The following is a 13,913-nucleotide window of genomic DNA, read 5'->3' on the forward strand; positions in this document are numbered from 1 at the left end:
CGGACGCACCATGCTGCGCGACTGCCGCACCGCCCGATGCAGCGGCGGGCGCGGACGCTGCCGCCGCACCGGACGCTGCCGATGCAGCGGATGCACCGGCCGGCACGAGTGCCGCGCCTGTCGCATCGAGCGCCGGCACGGTCAGCGTCGCGCCGACCTTCAGGCGGCTCGCGTCGTGCTTCATGAACGCCTGCGGATTGGCGTCGAACAGTGCGCGGCCGGCGCGCGCGAGCACACCGGGATCGCGCGACTGCGTGGCCGCTTTCGCGATGTCGTTCAGCGACTGGCCCGGCTGGACCGTCACGGTAAGCGGCACTGCGTCGCCGGTAGCGGACGCCGGCGTTTCGCCGGTGCCGGCCGCCCAGGCCGATGCGGTTGCGCCGAGCGCCAGGATCGCCAGCGCGCCACGCACGGCGCGCGACAGACGGGACTGACGCGGAAACAAGGAAATTCGGGACATCGTTGGCTCTATCGCCGCGCGCGGGCGCGGCTCGGATTCGCGGTTGAAAGCGTCAATAAAGTTGCCGCAGAAATGCAAAAGCGTCGCGTGGAACGCGACGCTTTCGGCGGGTCTGTGCGTCGTAACCGCGTAGTTTACTTCACGCGATCGGGTTCGGGCCGAATTCATCGCCGATGGGTGCAACCTGCCGCTCTCGCACATCGGCGCACCCTGCGACCGGGCCGCGCCGATGCCCCGGTGCGCACGCCGAGACCAGCGCCCGCGATCGATCGGAAGCACGCCTCCCGCAGTTGAAAAAAAGCCCGACGCATCGCATCCGGAACGATGGCCGCGGCGTTTGCTCGCTCGCCGGGTGGCTGCACAACCGGAGGCGCGATGCCGCGCCACGACCGGAAAATCGTGCACATTTGCTCAATAATTCGCGCCGCCCGCCGTTAATGGATTAACAACCGACAATAAAAATAAATCCCGCCACCCGCCAATCCCATTCAAATAAATTTCAATTGATCGATAAGAGGCCAATTCCCCTCTCTGATCGTCGAATTGAACATTTCCGCCTCGAAACCCCCGCCACACAAGGCTTCCAAGTCTGACCACCGCCTCATTGGTCATACGAAATCAATCATTTCGACAGCAATTCAATTACATTACACAAAATTACACAGACCAAATAATTGCCGTCGCTAGGATCGTCTTCAAACAAGAATCGGCGCAGTTCGACCATCGCACTCGCAACCGCCGTAAAAGCGGGCACGCGGTCGGCCGGGTTGACGCCGTGAGGTGCCAGGGAGGCATCGCGCAGTCGCACGACTGCATTTATTCACCAGCTCGTTACGGGGATCGAACATGGGCTATCAACAGGGTTTGAGCGGGTTGGCCGGCGCGGCGAACCATCTCGACGTGATCGGCAACAACATCGCGAACGCAAACACGGTTGGCTTCAAGCAGGGTCGCGCGAACTTCGCCGACATGTACGCGAATTCGGTCGCGACGTCGACCAACACGCAGATCGGCATCGGCACGCGGCTCACGTCGGTGCAGCAACAATTTGGCCAGGGGACGATCAACTCGACGAAGTCGTCGCTCGACATCGCGATCAACGGCAACGGCTTCTTCCAGATGTCGAACAACGGCGTGACGACGTACTCGCGTGACGGTGTATTTCACCGCGACAAGAGCGGCGCCATCGTCGACGCACAAAACCGCAACCTGATGGGCTATGCGGCAGGCCCGGGCGGCGCGATCAACACCGCGGCGACCGTGCCGCTGCAGGCGCCGACCAGCAACATCTCGCCGCAGGCGACGACGAAGATCACCGGCCAGTTCAACCTGAACTCGCAGGACAAGGTGCCGGCCAAGACGCCGTTCAACGCGGGCGACAACACCACGTACAACTACAATTCGTCGATCCAGGTGTACGACTCGCTCGGCGGCGCGCAACAGGTCTCGATGTATTTCACGAAGAACGCAGCCGGCACCTGGCAGGCCTATGCGGGCGTGCAAGGCCAGACGCCGACGAATCTCGGCACCGTCACGTTCGACGCATCGGGCCGGATCAGCTCGACGACGTCGGCCGCCACCGGCCAACCGACGCCGAGCCTCGGCCAATTCGCGTTCTCGATCCCCAACGCGTCGGGCGGCGCCAATCCGCAAAACCTGACGCTCGACCTGGGCGGCACGACGCAGTTCGGCGGAAAGAGCGGCGTGAACAATCTCGCACAGGACGGCTTCGCGAGCGGCACGCTGACGACGTTCTCGATCGGCACCGACGGCAAGCTGACCGGCAATTACTCGAACGGCCAGAGTGCGGTGCTCGGCCTGATCGCGCTCGCGAACTTCAACAACCCGAACGGGCTCGAGAACATCGGCGGCAACCAGTATGTGGAAACCGCCGCGTCGGGCGTGCCGCAGATCTCCGCGCCGGGCAGCACGAACCACGGCACGCTGCAGGGGAGCGCGCTGGAAAACTCGAACGTCGACCTGACGACCGAGCTTGTGAACCTGATCAAGGCGCAGCGCGACTACCAGGCCAACGCGCAGACGATCAAGACGCAACAGACCGTCGACCAGACGCTCCTGAACATGCGCTGACCCGCACATGAAAAACGCGCCGCGCCAGCCTCGATATCGTCGAGGCCGACGCGGCGCGCCATCTTGTGCACCACGGCCCGCGTCTCGCGGGCCGGACACGCAACTTACTTGTCGAGCAGGATGCGCAGCATGCGGCGCAGCGGCTCGGCCGCGCCCCACAGCAGCTGGTCGCCGACCGTGAACGCCGACAGGTATTCACCGCCCATCGCGAGCTTGCGCAGGCGACCGACCGGCACCGTCAGCGTGCCCGTGACGTTCGCCGGCGACAGGTCGCGCATCGACGCTTCACGCTCGTTCGGCACAACCTTCACCCAGTCGTTCGCGGATGCGAGGATGCCGTTGATCTCGTCGAGCGGCACGTCCTTGTTCAGCTTGATCGTCAGCGCCTGCGAGTGGCAGCGCATCGCGCCGATCCGCACGCACAGACCGTCGACCGGGATCGACCCCGGCTCGCCCATGCCAGGCTTGCCGAGGATCTTGTTGGTTTCCGCGCCGCCCTTCCACTCTTCCTTCGACATCCCGTTGCCGAGATCCTTGTCGATCCACGGGATCAGCGAACCGGCGAGCGGCACGCCGAAGTTGCTCGTCGGCATCGCATCGCTGTTCATCGCGGCCAGCACACGGCGGTCGATGTCGAGGATCGCGGAAGCCGGATCGGCGAGTTGCTCCTTCACCGCGCCGTTCAGCGTGCCCATCTGCGACAGCAGCTCGCGCATGTTCTGCGCGCCCGCGCCCGATGCGGCCTGGTAGGTCATCGCCGTCATCCAGTCGACGAGGTTCTCGCGGAACAGGCCGCCGAGTGCCATCAGCATCAGGCTGACCGTGCAGTTGCCGCCGATGAAGTTCTTCGTGCCCTTGACGAGCGCGTCCTTGATCACGTCGAGGTTGACCGGATCGAGAATGATGACCGCGTCGTCCTTCATCCGCAGCGACGATGCCGCATCGATCCAGTAGCCGTTCCAGCCCGCCGCGCGCAGCTTCGGGAACACGTCGTTCGTGTAGTCGCCGCCCTGGCACGTGATGATCACGTCGCACTTCTTCAGCTCGTCGACGTTGGTCGCGTCCTTGAGCGTAGTCTCGTTTTTCGCGAACGACGGCGCTTTGCCGCCCGTGTTGCTGGTGCTGAAAAACACCGGTTCGATCAGGTCGAAATCGCCCTCTTCCTGCATGCGCTGCATCAGGACGCTGCCGACCATGCCGCGCCAACCTACGAGACCTACGTTCATGACTAACCCTTTGATGGAGCTTCCCCGCCATTTCCGTCCCCGGTGTGACCGCGCGGGGAAATAGGCGGGCACGACGGACGATCAGCGTTTAATGATCGTTTTCGTGGTAATGGTTTTCGTGATGACGATGGCGCGCGCACCCGCACGGGCAATGTTGCCGTGGAGTTTCAAGACCGGGGAGATCAGGGAAAAATGCGCCATCGTTCGAGTCTACACAAAGCCGGTGGCCCGCACAACGGCCAACCGTATGCGAACCGGCCGATTTCGCGGCCCGTTCGCACCCTTTCTACATGATTGCGTTACAGCGCCGCGACCACCGCGTCGCCCATCGCCGTCGTGCCGACCTGCTGGCCGCCCGGCGTCGCGATGTCGCCCGTCCGGTACCCTTGTTCGAGCACCGTTTTCACCGCGCGCTCGATGCGATCGGCCTGCTCGGCGCGATTCAGCGAGTAGCGCAGCATCATCGCGGCCGACAGGATCGTCGCGAGCGGGTTCGCGATGCCCTTGCCCGCGATGTCCGGCGCCGAACCGTGCGACGGCTCGTACAGGCCCTTGTTGTTCTTGTCGAGCGACGCCGACGGCAGCATGCCGATCGAGCCCGTCAGCATCGACGCTTCATCCGACAGGATGTCGCCGAACATGTTGCCCGTGACGATCACGTCGAACTGCTTCGGCGCCTTCGCGAGCTGCATCGCCGCGTTGTCGACGTACATGTGCGACAGCTCGACGTCCGCGTATTCCTTCGACACGTCGATCATGATGTCGCGCCAGAACTGCGACGTCTCGAGCACGTTCGCCTTGTCGACCGACAGCAGCTTCTTCGCGCGCTTGCGGGCCGCCTGGAACGCGACGTGCGCGATGCGGCGCACTTCCGGCTCCGAGTAGCGCATCGTGTCGAAGCCTTCGCGTTCGCCGGCGAACAGACCATCAGGTGCAGTGCGCACGCCGCGCGGCTGGCCGAAGTAGATGTCGCCGTTCAGTTCGCGCACGATCAGGATGTCGAGGCCCGCGACCAGCTCGGGCTTCAGCGGCGATGCATCGACGAGCTGCGGATAGCAGATCGCCGGGCGGAAGTTCGCGAACAGCTCGAGGTGCTTGCGCAGCCCGAGGATCGCCTGCTCGGGGCGCAGCGCGCGCTCGAGCGAGTCGTATTTCCAGTCGCCGACGGCGCCGAAGAGGATCGCGTCGGCTTCCTTCGCGAGCTTCAGCGTCGCATCCGGCAGCGGATGGCCGCTTGCCTCGTAGCCCGCGCCGCCGACCGGCGCCTGTTCGAGTTCGAACTTCTCGTCGAGTGCGTTCAGCACCTTCACGGCTTCATTGACGATTTCCGGACCGATGCCGTCGCCGGGCAGCACTGCAATCTTCATGCGAAATTCCTGACTGGGTAGATTTTTATGGAGGCAGGCCGGCGAACGCGCCGCCGGCGCGCCCGCCCGAAAGGTGCTGTCAGCCGACCAGCTTGGTGTTGAGCCACGGCTGCTTCACGAGGCGCTCGGCCTCGAACTGGCGGATCTTGTCCGCGTGGCGCAGCGTAAGGCCGATGTCGTCGAAGCCGTTCAGCAGGCAGTACTTGCGGAACGCGGTGATCTCGAACGGATACTCGCGGCCGTCGCCCGTGCGCACCACTTGCGCGTCGAGGTCGACCGTCACCTCGAAGCCGTTGAACGCGACCGTCTCGTTGAACAGGTGATCGACCTGCTGCTCGGTCAGCACGATCGGCAGCAAGCCGTTCTTGTAGCAGTTGTTGAAGAAGATATCAGCGAAGCTCGGCGCGATGATCGCGCGGAAGCCGTACTGCTGCAGTGCCCACGGCGCGTGCTCGCGCGAGCTGCCGCACCCGAAGTTCTTGCGTGCGAGCAGTACCGATGCGCCCTGGTAGCGCGGCTGGTTCAGCACGAAGTCGGGATTCAGCGGACGCTTCGAGTTGTCCTGGCCCGGCTCGCCGTGATCGAGGTAACGCCATTCGTCGAACGCGTTCGGACCGAAGCCCGTGCGCTTGATCGACTTCAGGAACTGCTTCGGGATGATCGCGTCGGTGTCGACGTTCTCGCGATCGAGCGGCGCCACGACGCCGGTATGCACAGTGAATTTTTCCATGATCCGTCTATCCGGTTGAGGGGCCGGCATCCAGCCGGCGCCCATCGCAAATTCTCGGTCGGTGGCGTCAGTCCGCGGCGCGCTGAAGCGCGTTGCCAGCCGCATTGACGTCCTCACCGAAGCCTCGGACGGTATTGCAGCCCGCGAGGCCGAAACCCAGCCCCGCCAGCGCCAGCACGGCAACCAGCCGCGCAATGACCTTCGATGCCGTCACGCGTTACCCCAGCTGGCGAATGTCGACGAAGTGGCCTTCGATCGCCGCGGCTGCCGCCATCGCGGGGCTCACGAGGTGCGTGCGACCGCCCGCGCCCTGCCGGCCTTCGAAGTTGCGGTTCGACGTCGACGCGCAGCGTTCGCCCGGATCGAGCCGGTCGGCGTTCATCGCGAGGCACATCGAGCAGCCCGGCTCGCGCCATTCGAAGCCCGCGTCCGTGAACACCTTGTCGAGCCCTTCGCGCTCGGCCTGTGCCTTCACGAGACCCGAGCCCGGCACGACCATCGCGAGCCGCACGTTCGACGCGACGCGACGGTTCAGCTTCTTCACGACATAGGCGGCTGCGCGGATGTCTTCGATTCGCGCGTTCGTGCACGAGCCGATGAAGATCTTGTCGACCTTGATCGATTCGATCGGCGTGTTCGGCTCGAGCGCCATGTAGGCCAGCGCACGCTCCATCGCATCGCGCTTGACCGGATCCTTCTCGCGCTCGGGATCGGGCACGCGACCGTCGATCGACGTGACCATTTCCGGCGACGTGCCCCACGTGACCTGCGGGACGATTTCGGCTGCGTTCAGCTCGACCACGCGATCGAACTGCGCGCCGTCGTCCGACTTGAACTGGCGCCAGTATTCGACGGCCTGCGCCCATTCCGCGCCGGTCGGCACGAACGGGCGGCCTTTCAGGTAGTCGATCGTCGTGTCGTCGACCGCGACCATGCCTGCGCGCGCACCGGCTTCGATCGCCATGTTGCAGACGGTCATGCGGCCTTCCATCGTCAGCGCGCGAATCGTCGAGCCGCCGAATTCGATCGCGTAGCCCGTGCCGCCGGCCGTGCCGATCTTGCCGATGATCGCGAGCACGATGTCCTTCGCGGTACAACCGCGCGGCAGCGTGCCTTCGACCTTCACGAGCATGTTCTTGCTCTTCTTCTGCAGCAGGGTTTGCGTCGCGAGCACGTGCTCGACTTCCGACGTGCCGATGCCGTGTGCGAGCGCGCCGAATGCGCCGTGCGTCGACGTATGCGAATCGCCGCACACGATCGTCATGCCCGGCAGCGTCGCGCCCTGCTCCGGCCCGATGATGTGGACGATGCCCTGGCGCACGTCGTTCATCTTGAACTGCGTGATGCCGAACGCATCGCAGTTCGCGTCGAGCGTGTCGACCTGGAGCTTCGAGACGGGATCGGCGATGCCGTGGCTGCGATCGGTGGTCGGCACGTTGTGGTCCGACACGGCCAGGTTCGCGCTGATGCGCCACACCGGACGCTGCGCGATCTTCAGCCCTTCGAATGCCTGCGGGCTCGTGACTTCATGCAGCAGCTGACGGTCGATGTAGAGCAGGGTCGTGCCGTCTTCCTCGGTGTGGACCACGTGGGTGTTCCACAGTTTGTCGTAGAGAGTCTGTGCCATGGGTATGCGGGGTCGTTGTGACTACAAGCCTTGCGGATGCGGTCGATTATGCCACGCAGAACGCGTCACGGCGCAGGCCGGATGCGAAAAAACCCATTAAAAACAGTGGTTTGGCTGGTAGTGCCAATACCTGTATCGGCATTACCCGGCAAACGGGGCACGCAGAATCCGGCGCAGCGCGATCGCGGATCGCGCATCGCGCGCGCCGATGCGTCGCGGCTTCAGCCGTTCGGGTACTCGCGATTGATCAGATCCAGCCGCAGCATGCCGAGCTGCACGCCCGCGTTGCTCAGCAGGTAGAGATCGCGCCGCCGCAAAGCCGGCATCACTGCCGACGTGTCGTAGAGCGACGGCAGCGCGAGGCCGGCCGGCACGGCTGCCTGCATCCCTGCCGCAGTCGACACGCGAACGGCGATCGATGCCTGATCCGCATGCGTGACCACGCCGGCCTTGCCGAGCGCCGCGGCCGAGCCGGCCTGCTTGACGATCGCGGCGGCCACGCCGTCGGGCGTCGGGATCGGGCTGCCGGCAGCCAGGGCCGGGGTCGCGATCGACGTGACGCCGGCCGTGAGACCGTACTTCGATGCGAGCACGCTCGCGACTTCCTGCTGCGCGTAGATCGGGGCCGGGACCTTCTGCCGAAGCTGGAACACGGCGTCGGCGATCGCCTCGTTCACGGGGCCAGGCACGGGCGTGGTGCCGGATGTTGCGGCACGACTGCCGAAGCTGAACGCGACAATCGTATTGATGCCGGCAGCGTCGACGGCCGGCGGCGTCCACGAGAAAAACGTGTCGAACAGATAGCCGGTTTCGTCGGTAGCGGTCGCGCGATCGTTCAGTTCGTTCGTCAGCTTGCCGAGCATCTGGCGCTGCAATTCCGCATCGGAAACAGGGGCGTCACTCGCGAAGGCAGGAGCAACGGATGCACACGAAGCGGCGAGCAGCGAAGTGGAAGCCAGGAAATGGCGGCGGGTCGTCATGGTCATGAGAATCGGGTGAGGAGCGGAAGGCGTCAGCCCTTCGGGAACGCCTGCATTGTCGCGGTCACCGCGCGGCCAAGCATCTGCGCATACATGTCGTGCACGAGATAGAGGCTGCGGTTGCGCGTCCACGGCTGGCCCGATTGCGGGTCGTACATCGTCGGCAGCGACACCTCGGCCACCGCGGCGGCTTTCATGCCCGCCTGCTGCGAGGTCTGGATGCAGCGCTTCGCATGGTCGCGATGGCCGACCACGGCAACGGTGCCCATCGCGGCCGCGCCGCCCGCGCGCGACACGGCCACGGCCGCGACACCGGCCGTGCTCAGGTACACGATCGAGCCGTCGCTCGCGATCACCGGCTCGACCGACGACAGCACGTCGGCCCCCATTCCGTACTTCGACACGAGAAAGCGCGCGATCTCCCACTGCGCGTAGACCTTCACCGGTTTCAACTGGCGAATCCGGTACACGGCATCCGCGAGCGCTTCGTTGACGGGCCCCGGGTCGGGCAGCGCGGACTGGTTGCTGCCGGTGCTCGACGTGTTGCCGCTTGCCGCGTTCGGGCGATTGCCGAAGCTGTACGCGACGATCGCACCGATCTGCGCGGCCGGCACCGTCGGCAGATCCCACGTGAAGCCGACATCGGTCAGCGCCGGCACGATCGCATTGACCGTCGCCGCGTCGCCAAGCTGCGCGTTGAGCTTCGCGGACATCTGGGCAGCCAGCGCCGCATCGGTCACGGGTGCCGACGTGACGTCGTCACCGCCGCATGCGCTCAACAACGGGGCCACGGCAACCGCGGGCGCGGCAGCCAGGAATTTTCTGCGTAAAGAAGCCGACGGATTCAGATTCATGAGAAATACGAAATGATGCGAGCAACGCCGGCAGCCGGTCGCGGCATTGCAAGTCGCGGGTTCACGGGAAATGACAACCTGACGCGTCGCGCGGTTGGGCGATGGATGGCAGGGTCGACGCTCGAATCGAATCGCTGCGCATCGGTCGATTGACGATGCGGGATCGTAGTGGGCGTTTATTAAATCGCGGTGAACCTGTCGATCGAATGCGGACGATCGTCACGCTGTTTCATCGATGGACGCACGCGTTTCATCCGTGGCGAGCGTATGCGGTCGTCGTTTCATTGGTGGCGAGCAACGCGATTCGCCTGCTTCGCCGGGCACGGAACATCGCGCTCCCTATTTCGAGATACGATGGCGAAACGCGCATGCTCAGCCCCAAGATCCGGAGCCCCCCGCCATGAAGCTCGGTCTGAACGAATCGCTCGCCCGTCTCGATGAAGAAGGCACGCTGTTCACGACGCTGTTTCGCCACGGTACGCTCGACGTCGAGCTGTACCGGCCGCGCATCGAGGACAAGCAGAAACCGCATACGCGCGACGAGGTCTACGTGATCGCCACGGGCACGTCGCGCTTCGTCGTCGACGGGCGCGAATGCGAAGTCGCGGCCGGCGACGTCCTGTTCGTCCCCGCCCACGCCGAGCACCGCTTCGTCGGCTTCTCCGACGACTTCTCGACGTGGGTGTTCTTCTACGGCCCCGAAGGCGGCGAGCGCAACGCGTAGCGCGCGGCACTTTTCCTGCGATCGCCTAGACTGTCTATTCGCAGCGGGCGGCGCGCGACACGCGGCCGCCCGGTCGTCACGATGCCGGTGGCAGCCGGTTCAACGAACGGGAAGACAGCATGCGATACGAACTGTATTACTGGCCCGAGATCCAGGGCCGGGGCGAGTATGTGCGGCTCGCACTCGAAGCGGCCGAAGCCGACTATGTCGACGTCGCGCGCGAATCGGGGCGCGGCATGGGCGTGCCGGCGATGATGCGCATGATGGACAGCACGAAGGCCGAATGCGTGCCGTTCGCGCCGCCGTTCCTGAAAGCCGGTGACGTCGTCATCGGGCAGACCGCGAACATCCTGCAGTTTCTCGGCGCGCGGCTGGGGCTCGCGCCCGGCGACGAAGCCGGCCGGCTGTGGGTGCACCAGTTGCAGTTGACCGTCGCCGATTTCGTCACCGAGATCCACGACACGCACCATCCGATCGCAAGCGGCCTCTACTACGAGGATCAGCAGGCGGAAGCCGCCGAACGCGCGGCCGATTTTCTGGAAAACCGGTTGCCGAAATTCCTCGGCTACTTCGAGCGCGTACTCGACCAGAATCCGCACAAGAGCGGTTACCTCGCCGGCAACGCACTCAGCTATGCGGACCTGTCGATGTTCCAGTTGATCGAGGGCCTGCGCTACGCCTTTCCGAAAGCGATGAAGCGTGCGGAGCGGAAGATCGCGACGCTCGTCGCGCTGCACGACCGCGTCGCACTGCATCCGCCTGTGGCGCTCTATCTCGAGTCGGAGCGCCGTATCCCGTTCAACGACATGGGCATCTTCCGGCACTATCCGGAGCTGGACAAGTAGCGTCGGCACGGTATCCGCACCACTTCATGCAAGGCGGCGGATGCCCTCGCTCACGCGGCGACCGGTGTCTCGTGCAGATGACGCCACACGATCAGCCCATCCGCCTCGCGCCGGAACACGACCGTCGCGCGCCGCTCCGTGCGCCGCCCTTGCGCGTCGGTCTGCGTCTCGCGATAGCCGATCGTCGCGCCATCGGACCACACGGCCAGCCCGCGCAATTCGTCGATGTCGATCGCGAGCCCCGGCCGCGCGCCGTGCCCGTGTGAAAACAGCGCATCGACGCCCGCGTAATCGAGCACCGTACCCGACATCGTGATCATCGAAAATCCCGGCGAGAAGCGCGCCATCAGCGTCGCGAGCCGCTCGGGGCCGGCACGGCCGGACAACCAGCACTCGATGTCGGCTACGGTGTCGACGACTTCCTTGAAATACGGATTCGGCAGATTCATAAGGCTCTCAGGTTCTCAGGAATGGGATGAAGCAGGTTGCGTGACCGGCGCAGGGTGTGCGGGAAGCCGCGCGATCAGGCCGAGCGGCAGCAACGTCAGCAGGACCGCCAGCCCGAAGCACCAGCGGTACGGCGCGAGCGACGGGCCGCCCGCATCGAGCGCCAGCAACGCGTTGAGCGCGCTGCCGAGCGCGGCCACGCCGACGCAAAAGCTCAACTGGCGGTTGATGTTCCACAGCGCGCTCGCATCGCCCATCCGGTCGGCCGGCACGTCGACGAATGCCGCGCTCTGCGACGTGCTCGTGCACAGGCTCGCGCCGAACCCCATCGCCGCGAACGCCGCGATGCGCACGGCGTCGACGCCGGCCCACGGCGTCGCGAGCAGTGCGATGCCGATGCAATCGATCGCGATCCCGCTCGCGAACAACGGCTTCGCGCCGTAGCGCGGAAAGCATCGGCGCGTAGTCGCGATCGCGAAGAACGCCGCGATCGCCCACGGCAGCATCAGCGCACCGGCATGCGCGGCGCTCAATCCGAGCGCGTTCTGCAGATAGAGCGACGCGACGAGGTTGACGCCCGTAAAGATGCCCGGCACGCACAGATAGACCACCACGCCGGTCCGCAGCAGCGGCTGTGCGAGCAGGCGCAGGTCGACCACCGGCGCCATGACCCGACGCGCATGCGCCGCATAGCCGGCGCCTGCCGCGACGGCGACAGCCAGCATCGCCAGCGGGAATGCCGCGCCGCCGTGCTGCCCTGCCGCAGTCAGCCCGAGGAGCAACGTGACGAGCGCCACCGCACTCAGCCCGAGCCCCGGCCAGTCGAGCCGCGGCGGCCGGTCACGCGCGCCGTCGCCCGGTAGCCACGCGAACGCGAGCGCGCAGGTCGCAGCCGCGATCGGCAACATCGCGAAGAAGATCGCGCGCCACGACCCGCGATCGACGATGGCCCCGCCGATCGCAGGCGACAACGCGGGCACGAGCAGCGCAACCATCATCACGATCGACGTGAGCCGTGCCCGCGCCTGAGGCGGATACGCGCGATAGGCCATCGTCTGCCCGACCGGAATCAGCAATCCGCCGCCGAGCCCCTGAACCAGCCGCCACGCGAGCAGCGCTTCGATCGACGGTGACGCGCCGACGCCGGCACTGCCGAGCCCGAACAGCAGCAACGATGCGGCGAACACGCGCCGCTCACCGCAGCGGCGCGCGAGCCACGTGCCGAACGGAATCACGACGGTCAGGCCGAGCACGTACATGTTGCCGACCCACGCAAGCTGCGCGACCGACGCATGCAGTTCGCGCTGCAGCGCCGGATACGCGGCGTTCAGCATGAACATGTTCGCGAGATCGATCGCGAAGCCGAGCAGGTAGACGGCGGCGATTCTGGAGCGGTCGGGCATGGCGGCGGGAACATCATGAAACGCCGCAGTGTAGAAGCCGGCACGCACATCGGTAAGCGGCCGGATTCGACGAGTCCCGTCGAAATTTTTTGACAATCGGTCCAGGCCGCCGCAACGCCGCGCGTCCATTGCAACGCACCGCACGCCGCACGCGTGCCGCACATTCGGGTACCCTTCGAGCGATCCAACGCTTAGACAGGACCCACGCCCCAACCATGGTGAGCCTCGATCGTTTCGCCGTCTTCCGTGCCGTGGTCGAGGCCGGTTCGTTCACGGCCGCCGCAACCGCGCTGAACCAGGCGCGGGCAGCCGTCAGTTTCAACGTGAAGCAACTCGAAGCCGAGCTCGGCGTCACGCTGCTCACCCGGACGACCCGGCGCGTCGAACTGACCGACGCCGGCGAGCGCTTCTACCAGCGCTGCCTGCGCGTGCTTGAAGAAGCCGAAGGCGCGATCGACGAAGCGCGCGGCGAGCACGGCGGAATGCAGGGCATCCTGCGCGTGACGTCGACGGTCGAATATGCAGCGCGCGTCCTCGCACCGATGCTGCATGCGTTCACCGCGCGGCATCCCGCGTTGCGCGTGCGGCTCGAAACCCATACGTCGCAGGCCGATCTCGTGCGCGACCGCTTCGACGTCGCGATCCGGCTCGGACGCCACGAGCATTTTCGCGACCTGCCCTATCGCGGCGCCTGCCTTGCCACCTATGACGTGCTCGCCGTGATGGCGCCCGACCTGCCTGCCAAGGCCGGGCTCCCGCCGCCGGCGTCGCCCGGCGACCTGGCCCGCCTGCCCCAGCTCGGCCACAGCCGGCTCGAGCGAATCGCCGAATGGACGCTCACCGATCGCGCAGGCAACGAACATGCATTTCGACCGGCGACGAAGCCTCACGTCGTCGTCGACAACGCATCGGTGTTGAGCGAACTGGCGCGCCAGGGCAGCGGCGTCGCGCTACTGCCGGAATGGCTGGTGCGCGACGATCTCGACAGCGGCGCACTGGTCGATGCACTGCCCGCGTACCGGTTTCCGCAGCAGAACGTCTACGCGCTGTACGTCGCGACGCGACACGTGCCGCAGAAAGTGCGCGCGTGGGTGGATTTCATGAAGGCGCAGTTGCAGCACGGGCGCTAAGTGCGGTTTGCGTGCGTCACCGCACGCCA

At 65.7% G+C, this 13,913-nt stretch carries 14 protein-coding genes and 1 pseudogene; 4 read left to right on the forward strand and 11 right to left on the reverse strand.

What is annotated here, in order from left to right:
- A pseudogene (locus tag G3O00_RS11410) lies at positions 1-460 on the reverse strand (pilus assembly protein FimV); the annotation flags it as partial.
- Positions 461-1,306: 846 nt separating this feature from the next.
- Here G3O00_RS11410 and flgE point away from each other — a divergent pair.
- Complete coding sequence (flgE, locus tag G3O00_RS11415) at positions 1,307-2,551, forward strand: flagellar hook protein FlgE (protein ID WP_206143021.1); 1,245 nt, start codon at positions 1,307-1,309, stop codon at positions 2,549-2,551.
- Positions 2,552-2,655: 104 nt separating this feature from the next.
- Here flgE and asd read toward each other — a convergent pair whose 3' ends face one another.
- The 8 genes from asd to G3O00_RS11450 form a co-directional block, all read right to left on the reverse strand.
- Positions 2,656-3,777, reverse strand: a complete 1,122-nt coding sequence (gene asd, locus G3O00_RS11420) for an aspartate-semialdehyde dehydrogenase (RefSeq protein ID WP_175011822.1) — start codon at positions 3,775-3,777, stop codon at positions 2,656-2,658.
- An 81-nt stretch (positions 3,778-3,858) separates the two neighbouring features.
- A complete protein-coding gene (locus G3O00_RS44120; RefSeq protein WP_041493347.1) occupies positions 3,859-3,978 on the reverse strand; it encodes a hypothetical protein in 120 nt (39 codons plus the stop codon).
- Between the two features lie 98 nt (positions 3,979-4,076).
- Entirely contained in the window at positions 4,077-5,144 is a 1,068-nt protein-coding gene (gene leuB, locus G3O00_RS11425; RefSeq protein WP_011355725.1) for a 3-isopropylmalate dehydrogenase, read from the reverse strand.
- A 79-nt stretch (positions 5,145-5,223) separates the two neighbouring features.
- Positions 5,224-5,874 (reverse strand): 3-isopropylmalate dehydratase small subunit, encoded by a 651-nt coding sequence (leuD, locus tag G3O00_RS11430; protein ID WP_011355726.1) that lies wholly within the window; start codon positions 5,872-5,874, stop codon positions 5,224-5,226.
- Between the two features lie 67 nt (positions 5,875-5,941).
- Positions 5,942-6,088, reverse strand: coding sequence for an entericidin A/B family lipoprotein (locus G3O00_RS11435; protein ID WP_041493348.1), 147 nt, complete (start codon positions 6,086-6,088; stop codon positions 5,942-5,944).
- Between the two features lie 3 nt (positions 6,089-6,091).
- Positions 6,092-7,501 (reverse strand): 3-isopropylmalate dehydratase large subunit, encoded by a 1,410-nt coding sequence (gene leuC, locus G3O00_RS11440; protein WP_174930537.1) that lies wholly within the window; start codon positions 7,499-7,501, stop codon positions 6,092-6,094.
- Between the two features lie 221 nt (positions 7,502-7,722).
- Positions 7,723-8,481, reverse strand: a complete 759-nt coding sequence (locus tag G3O00_RS11445; protein ID WP_206143042.1) for a Tat pathway signal protein — start codon at positions 8,479-8,481, stop codon at positions 7,723-7,725.
- 32 nt (positions 8,482-8,513) lie between these two features.
- On the reverse strand, positions 8,514-9,335 hold the full coding sequence (locus G3O00_RS11450) for a hypothetical protein (RefSeq protein ID WP_206143022.1): 822 nt from the start codon (positions 9,333-9,335) through the stop codon (positions 8,514-8,516).
- 400 nt (positions 9,336-9,735) lie between these two features.
- Here G3O00_RS11450 and G3O00_RS11455 point away from each other — a divergent pair, with 400 nt between their 5' ends.
- Both G3O00_RS11455 and G3O00_RS11460 read left to right on the forward strand, forming a co-directional pair.
- Positions 9,736-10,059 (forward strand): cupin domain-containing protein, encoded by a 324-nt coding sequence (locus G3O00_RS11455; protein ID WP_206143023.1) that lies wholly within the window; start codon positions 9,736-9,738, stop codon positions 10,057-10,059.
- Positions 10,060-10,178: 119 nt separating this feature from the next.
- Positions 10,179-10,904 carry a glutathione S-transferase gene (locus G3O00_RS11460; RefSeq protein WP_206143024.1) on the forward strand — a complete coding sequence of 242 codons (726 nt, stop codon included), beginning with the start codon at positions 10,179-10,181 and terminating at the stop codon, positions 10,902-10,904.
- Positions 10,905-10,954: 50 nt separating this feature from the next.
- Here G3O00_RS11460 and G3O00_RS11465 read toward each other — a convergent pair whose 3' ends face one another.
- Positions 10,955-11,353, reverse strand: coding sequence for a DUF4440 domain-containing protein (locus tag G3O00_RS11465; protein WP_206143025.1), 399 nt, complete (start codon positions 11,351-11,353; stop codon positions 10,955-10,957).
- A gap of 15 nt (positions 11,354-11,368) precedes the next feature.
- The gene (locus tag G3O00_RS11470) at positions 11,369-12,754 is read right to left on the reverse strand and encodes an MFS transporter (protein ID WP_206143026.1); all 1,386 of its coding nucleotides are present in this window, start codon (positions 12,752-12,754) and stop codon (positions 11,369-11,371) included.
- A gap of 215 nt (positions 12,755-12,969) precedes the next feature.
- Here G3O00_RS11470 and G3O00_RS11475 point away from each other — a divergent pair, with 215 nt between their 5' ends.
- Complete coding sequence (locus G3O00_RS11475) at positions 12,970-13,884, forward strand: LysR family transcriptional regulator (protein ID WP_206143027.1); 915 nt, start codon at positions 12,970-12,972, stop codon at positions 13,882-13,884.
- The last annotated feature ends 29 nt before the right edge of the window (positions 13,885-13,913 follow it).

It is taken from the genome of Burkholderia sp. Ac-20384, assembly GCF_017104605.1.
Classification (GTDB): Bacteria; Pseudomonadota; Gammaproteobacteria; order Burkholderiales; family Burkholderiaceae; genus Burkholderia; species Burkholderia lata.